Consider the following 6486-nt stretch of genomic DNA (forward strand, 5'->3'; position numbering starts at 1 on the left):
GCGCCACCGCGGCTCACTCGTACGGCGCCGCCCGGGGCGGTTTTCCGCCGCCCGCGCCACTGTGGTCGGCCGCCCACACGGACAGCACCGTCAGGGCCTCGTCCGACGGTGAGCCGGGGTCGGCGAGGAACGTGAGCAGCGTCTGGTCCGGGTCGCCGGGAAAGGTCAGCGCCTCGGTGCGCAGAGTGAGACGGCCGGCCACCGGGTGGTGGAGCTTTTTGGTGTGGTAGCTGAACTGCACCACCTTCTGCTGCGCCCACCAGCGACGGAAGCGTTCACTCTTCATGGACAGCTCACCCACCAGCTCGGCGGTGCGGCTGTCGTCGGGGTGCCGGGCGGCGTCCATCCGCAGCGTCCCCACGAACTCGGACGCGACCTTCTCCCACCCCTCGGCGAACAGTGACCGCGCCGCCTCGTCGAGCACGATCCAGCGTGCCGCGTTACGGTCCCGCGACGGCATCGCGTCGAAGTCCGCGAGCAGGGCGCGCGCCATCCGATTGGTCACCAGGATGTCGGTCCGGCGTCCCAGTAGGAGCGCAGGGGTCCCTTCGAGCCGGGCGAGCAGTGCGTGGATCCCCGGGCGTACCTTCTGAACCGTACGGGGAGCGCGCCGGCGCCCACCGGTCCGAGGGCGCGCCACCGCGTGCAGATAGCTGCGCTCCGCCGGATCGAGCCGCAGGGCGTTCGCCAGGGCTTCGAGGACGGAGTCCGACGGAGTGATGGGCCTGCCCTGCTCCAGACGGGTGTAGTAATCCACACTCACGCCGGCCAGTGCGGCGAGTTCCTCCCGGCGCAGCCCGGGGACCCGCCGCGTCGCCGTGTCGTGCAGCCCGAGAGGTTCCGGATCCATCGCCGCGCGCCGGGCGCGCAGGAAATCGCTGAGCCCTTCGTTCCGCTCCATGCCTTCAGGGTCCCTCCTTCCGGCGCCCGGAGCCCCGGCAAAGGTGGCCCTCCGGATCCCAGGACGAGGTGGGCCATCTCCGGGGCCACCAGCGGTGTCCGCCGGCGTTCTGCTGGAGGCCCGGAACGGCACCCCGCCGTCCCGCACCCACAGCGCCGTACACACCGCACGGCCCTCAACAGGGAGTACCCGACATGGCATCAACCTGGCTCATCACCGGCGCGACCTCGGGCATCGGCCGCCTCGTCACCGAGCGTGCGCTCGCCGCGGGCGCCCAGGTGATCGCCGTCGGCCGCCGGAGCGACCGGCTCGCCGAACTGGCGGACCACGCACCGCACGGGCAGGTCACCGCGGTCACGCTGGACATCACCGCGCCCGAAGCCGAGCGGGTCCTGGCCGAGGCCGTACGCACCGCGGGGGGACTGGACGTACTGGTGAACAACGCCGGTTACGGTCTGTTCGGTGCCGTCGAGCAGATCGACGGCGACAAGGCGCGGGCGCTCTTCGACACCAACGTGCTCGGGAATCTCACGGTCCTGCGCGCCACACTGCCGACGCTGCGCGCGTCCCGTGGCCGGATCGTGCAGATCTCCTCGGTCAACGGCCAGCTCGCGTGGGCCTCATCGGGTCTGTACTCGGCGTCCAAGGCCGCCGTGGAACTGGCCAGCGAAGCACTCGCCCATGAACTCGCCCCCACGGGGGCGAAGGTGACCATCGTCGAACCCGGGCTCTTCGCCACCGAGTTCGCCACCAGTCTCGACGTCGTACCCCCGAGCGACGCGTACGCGCCGACGGTCGGGCAGTTCCTCGCGCGCTTCTCCCAGTTGCCCGCCTCGGCCTTCGGCAACGCCGAGTCGGTGGCGGACACGATCATGGCCGTTGCGGCGATGGAGCAGCCGCCCCTGCGGCTCGCCGTCGGCGCGGACTCCGTCGAGGGCATCCGGGAGTCGCTGCGCTCCCGCGCCGCCGAGCTCGACCTCTGGGCGTCCTTCTCGCCCGAGCCGGCGGACCAGCCGGCCTGACGGGCCCGGCCCCCGGGGGCTACGGGGTGTACCGCGTAGCCCCCGGGGGCTACGCGGTACACCCCCGAGGGGCCGCGTTCCCGGCGCGCGGCGGCACCCGTACAGCCCTACGTTGGATGTATGACCAGGCAGACGGTGAGGAGACCGGAGGAGTACCTGCGCCGCGCGGACCCGGCACTGGGCTCGGTCATCGACGAGATCGACCACAGGGGCGGCCCCCGCCCCTCCCTGCCACCGCGTCCGTCGCTGTCGAACGATCCGCAGATGCCGACGGATTGCTACGGCGTCCTCATCAGGGGGATCGCCGGCCAGAACATCTCCGCCTTCGCCTCGCGCGCGATCTACCGCAAACTCATCGAGCGCTTCGGCGGCAGGCCCCCCACACCGCGCCAGATCCTGGACGACGATCCCGACGCGCTGCGGGTCGCCGCGGGCCTGTCCCACGCGAAGACGGACTCCCTGCGCTCGCTCGCCGAGCACATCCTCTCCGGCGAGCTCGAACTCGACCGTCTGCACGATCTCCCCGACGACGACGTCATCCGCGAGCTCAGCGCCGTGAAGGGCATCGGGGCGTGGACGGCACATATGTTCATGATCTGGCATCTGCACCGGCCCGACGTCCTGCCCGTCGGTGACCTGGGGATCCGTCAAGCGGTCAGAAGACTCCACCACCTGCCCGGACTTCCGGCACCGGCGGACGTGAAGCGCCTCGCGGAGCCGTGGCGCCCCTACCGGACACTCGCGTGCCTCTATCTGTGGCGCCTCGAAGAGTCGCAACCCGAAGTCTGACGTGATCGCCAGGAAGGAGGTACGGCGATGGACATGGAGATGGGTGGCAAGACCGCCGTGGTGACCGGCGCCGGCAAGGGGATCGGGCTGGCCGTCACGCGCGCTCTCACCGGCGCCGGAGCGCACGTCGTCGGGGGATCGCGATCGCTGAGCGACGGGTTCGGAGAACTGGTCGAAGCGGGCAGGGCCACCTTCGTACAGGGCGACCTGACCCAGCCGTCCGGGCCGGCCGCCCTGGTCGAGGCGGCGGTCGCACGCGGAGGCGTCGACATCCTGTTCAACGGCGTCGGCGCGGTGACTCCCCGCCCGGACGGGTTCCTCAGCGTCACCGAGGACGACTGGAACAGATCATGGGCGCTGGGCTTCATGTCGGCGGTGCGTACGACGCGGGCGGCGGTCCCGGCCATGGTCGAACGGGGCGGCGGGGTGATCGTGATGATGGGTTCCGTGAACGCGTTCCTGCCGGACCCGCTGGTGCCGGACTACTCGGCGGTCAAGGCGGCCCTGACGAACCTCGCCAAGAGCCTGTCGAAGGAGTTGGGCCCGAAGGGCATCCGCGTGGTCTCGGTCAGCCCCGGCCCGGTGGCCACGGACCTGTGGCTCGGCGAGAGCGGCATGGCGAAGACGATGTCGCGCGCCACCGGCACACCGGCCGAGGACGTCGCCGCCTCCGCCGTGGAGGACACACCTCTCGGACGTTTCACCACCCCCGAGCAGGTCGCCGACCTGGTCACCTTCCTGGCGGGCGAACGGGCCGCCAACATCACGGGCGCGGACGTCACGATCGACGCCGGCATGATCACCACGACGCGCTGACGGCGCGGGGCCTCACACGCCTCGCCGTCTCTCACCGCAGGACGGACAGAGCCCGCGGTACGTGACCTCCACCCCGGATACCGTGAAGCCGAAACGTTCCGCCGCGGGGAGGCCGGCCAGCGGATCGCCGCCCGGGTGGACGTCGCGGACCGTACCGCAGTCGGAACACACCAAGTGCTGGTGCGGATGGCGGGCGTTGGGGTCGTAGCGCATAGCGCGGCCCGCGGTGGAGACCTCTATGACCTCACCGAGGGAGACCAGTTCGCCCAGGGTGTTGTAGACGGTCGCCCGGGAGATCTCGGGCAGCTGCCGCGCCGCGAGCGCGTGCACCTCGTCGGCCGTCAGATGCACGTGGTCACCGTCGAGCACCTGCGCGACGACGCGGCGCTGGGAGGTCAACCGCCAGCCACGCCCTCGCAGTCGCTCCAGCAGGTCGCTCATATCGGTTCACCTGTTCAGTGTCGGCGGGACCCCGAGACGTGCACGGGGATGCCCAGTTGGCCGGATTTTTACCGGATGTACTTTTAGTTCACTTCTTGACTTGGACTCTGTCCATCGTAGGATCGGTTCCGGTCGACAGCCAAGAAACAGCGTGTGACGGCTCCCGGCCGCACCGAGCACCGTGATCCGCCAGGTCCAGAAGGATTCCCATGTCTGAGAACCATGATGCAATCGTCGTAGACGCGAAGTCGGAGGGTGAGGGCGGCTGCCCGGTCGCACACGGACGTGCCCCTCATCCGACCCAGGGCGGCGGAAACCACGGGTGGTGGCCGGAGCGGCTCAACCTGAAGATCCTCGCCAAGAACCCCGCCGTGGCCAACCCCCTCGGTGAGGAGTTCGACTACGCCGAGGCGTTCAAGACCCTCGACCTGCCGGCCGTGAAGCAGGACATCGCGCAGGCGCTGACGACCTCGCAGGACTGGTGGCCCGCCGACTTCGGCCACTACGGCCCCTTCATCATCCGCATGGCGTGGCACAGCGCGGGCACGTACCGGATCAGCGACGGCCGCGGCGGCGCCGGCGCCGGCCAGCAGCGCTTCGCCCCCCTCAACAGCTGGCCGGACAACGGTAACCTGGACAAGGCCCGCCGTCTGCTGTGGCCGGTGAAGAAGAAGTACGGCCAGAGCCTCTCGTGGGCCGACCTCATGATCCTCGCCGGCAACGTCGCCCTGGAGACCATGGGCTTCGAGACCTTCGGCTTCGCCGGCGGTCGCGCGGACGTCTGGGAGCCCGAGGAGGACGTGTACTGGGGTCCTGAGACCACCTGGCTCGGCGACGAGCGCTACACCGGCGACCGTGACCTGGAAAGCCCCCTCGGCGCGGTCCAGATGGGCCTCATCTACGTCAACCCCGAGGGCCCGAACGGCACTCCGGACCCGCTCGCCTCGGCGCGCGACATCCGTGAGACCTTCCGGCGCATGGCGATGAACGACGAGGAGACCGTCGCCCTCATCGCGGGCGGCCACACCTTCGGCAAGACCCACGGCGCGGGCCCGGCGGACAACGTCGGCGCCGACCCCGAGGGCGCCCCGATCGAGAAGCAGGGCTTCGGCTGGAAGAACAGCCACGGCACCGGCAAGGGCGGCGACACGATCACCAGCGGCCTTGAGGGCATCTGGACGAACACCCCGATTACCTGGGACAACAGCTTCCTGGAGATCCTCTACGGCTACGAGTGGGAGCTGTTCAAGAGCCCGGCGGGCGCCAACCAGTGGCGGCCCAAGGACGGCGGCGGGGCCGGCACCGTACCGGACGCGCACGACGCGTCGAAGACCCACGCGCCGACCATGCTGACGAGCGACCTGGCGCTGCGCGCCGACCCGGCGTACGACGAGATCGCGCGGCGTTTCCACGCCGACCCCGACCAGTTCGCCGACGCCTTCGCCCGCGCCTGGTTCAAGCTGACCCACCGTGACATGGGCCCGGTCGTGCGCTACCTCGGCTCCGAGGTCCCCGCCGAGACGCTGGTGTGGCAGGACCCGCTGCCCGCCGTGACGCACGAGCTCGTGGACGCCGCCGACATCGCCTCCCTCAAGGAGCAGGTCCTCGCCTCGGGCCTGCCGGTGTCCCAGCTCGTCTCCGCCGCCTGGGCGTCCGCCTCGTCCTTCCGCGGCAGCGACAAGCGCGGCGGCGCCAACGGCGCGCGTATCCGTCTCGAACCGCAGCGCGGCTGGGAGGCCAACGACCCCGACCGGCTGGCGACGGTGCTGGGCACCCTCGAAGGCATCCAGGAGTCGTTCAACTCCGCCCAGGGCGGCGGCAAGCGGATCTCCCTCGCCGACCTGATCGTGCTCGCCGGAGCCGCGGCCGTCGAGAAGGCGGCCAGGACCGCCGGATTCGACGTCGAGGTCCCCTTCACACCGGGCCGCGCGGACGCGACGCAGGAGCAGACGGACGTGGAGTCGTTCGCGGCGCTGGAGCCGGCCGCCGACGGATTCCGCAACTACCTCGGGAAGGGCAACCGGCTGCCCGCCGAGTTCCTGCTGCTCGACCGGGCGAACCTGCTGACCCTGAGCGCTCCCGAGCTGACGGTCCTCGTGGGCGGTCTCCGCGTCCTGGGCGCCACCTACCAGGAGTCGTCGCTCGGCGTCCTCACCGACACCCCCGGGTCGCTGACCAACGACTTCTTCGTCAACCTGCTCGCCCTGGGCACGGAGTGGACGGCGACGTCCGATGACGCGAACACCTTCGAGGCGCGCGACACCGCCACCGGCGAGGTCAAGTGGACCGGCAGCCGCGCCGACCTCGTCTTCGGGTCCAACTCCGAGCTGCGCGCGGTCGCGGAGGTCTACGCGAGCGACGACGCGAAGGAGAAGTTCGTGAACGACTTCGTCGCGGCCTGGCACAAGGTGTCGGACCTGGACCGGTTCGACCTCGTCTGATCGGCTTCCCGGTCGGTCACTTCGGACCTGCCCGACGTCACGACGGCCGGGTCGCACCGCGCACACCGCGCGGTGC

At 70.7% G+C, this 6486-nt stretch carries 6 protein-coding genes; 4 read left to right on the forward strand and 2 right to left on the reverse strand.

Features of this window, described 5'->3' with window-relative positions:
* Positions 1-13 precede the first annotated feature (13 nt).
* The gene (locus ACFWV8_RS14520) at positions 14-901 is read right to left on the reverse strand and encodes a helix-turn-helix domain-containing protein (protein WP_384200966.1); all 888 of its coding nucleotides are present in this window, start codon (positions 899-901) and stop codon (positions 14-16) included.
* A 194-nt stretch (positions 902-1095) separates the two neighbouring features.
* Here ACFWV8_RS14520 and ACFWV8_RS14525 point away from each other — a divergent pair, with 194 nt between their 5' ends.
* The 3 genes from ACFWV8_RS14525 to ACFWV8_RS14535 all read left to right on the forward strand — a co-directional run bounded on the left by ACFWV8_RS14525 (position 1096) and on the right by ACFWV8_RS14535 (position 3528).
* Positions 1096-1923 carry an SDR family oxidoreductase gene (locus ACFWV8_RS14525; protein WP_384200968.1) on the forward strand — a complete coding sequence of 276 codons (828 nt, stop codon included), beginning with the start codon at positions 1096-1098 and terminating at the stop codon, positions 1921-1923.
* Positions 1924-2043: 120 nt separating this feature from the next.
* The gene (locus ACFWV8_RS14530; RefSeq protein WP_384200970.1) at positions 2044-2712 is read left to right on the forward strand and encodes a DNA-3-methyladenine glycosylase family protein; all 669 of its coding nucleotides are present in this window, start codon (positions 2044-2046) and stop codon (positions 2710-2712) included.
* Between the two features lie 27 nt (positions 2713-2739).
* Complete coding sequence (locus ACFWV8_RS14535; RefSeq protein WP_384200972.1) at positions 2740-3528, forward strand: SDR family NAD(P)-dependent oxidoreductase; 789 nt, start codon at positions 2740-2742, stop codon at positions 3526-3528.
* A 12-nt stretch (positions 3529-3540) separates the two neighbouring features.
* Here ACFWV8_RS14535 and ACFWV8_RS14540 read toward each other — a convergent pair whose 3' ends face one another.
* On the reverse strand, positions 3541-3969 hold the full coding sequence (locus ACFWV8_RS14540; protein ID WP_384200974.1) for a Fur family transcriptional regulator: 429 nt from the start codon (positions 3967-3969) through the stop codon (positions 3541-3543).
* A 209-nt stretch (positions 3970-4178) separates the two neighbouring features.
* Between ACFWV8_RS14540 and katG the strand changes: the two genes are divergently transcribed.
* Entirely contained in the window at positions 4179-6410 is a 2232-nt protein-coding gene (katG, locus tag ACFWV8_RS14545; protein WP_384200976.1) for a catalase/peroxidase HPI, read from the forward strand.
* Positions 6411-6486 lie beyond the last annotated feature (76 nt).

The organism is Streptomyces sp. NPDC058665 (genome assembly GCF_042714995.1).
GTDB lineage: Bacteria > Actinomycetota > Actinomycetes > Streptomycetales > Streptomycetaceae > Streptomyces.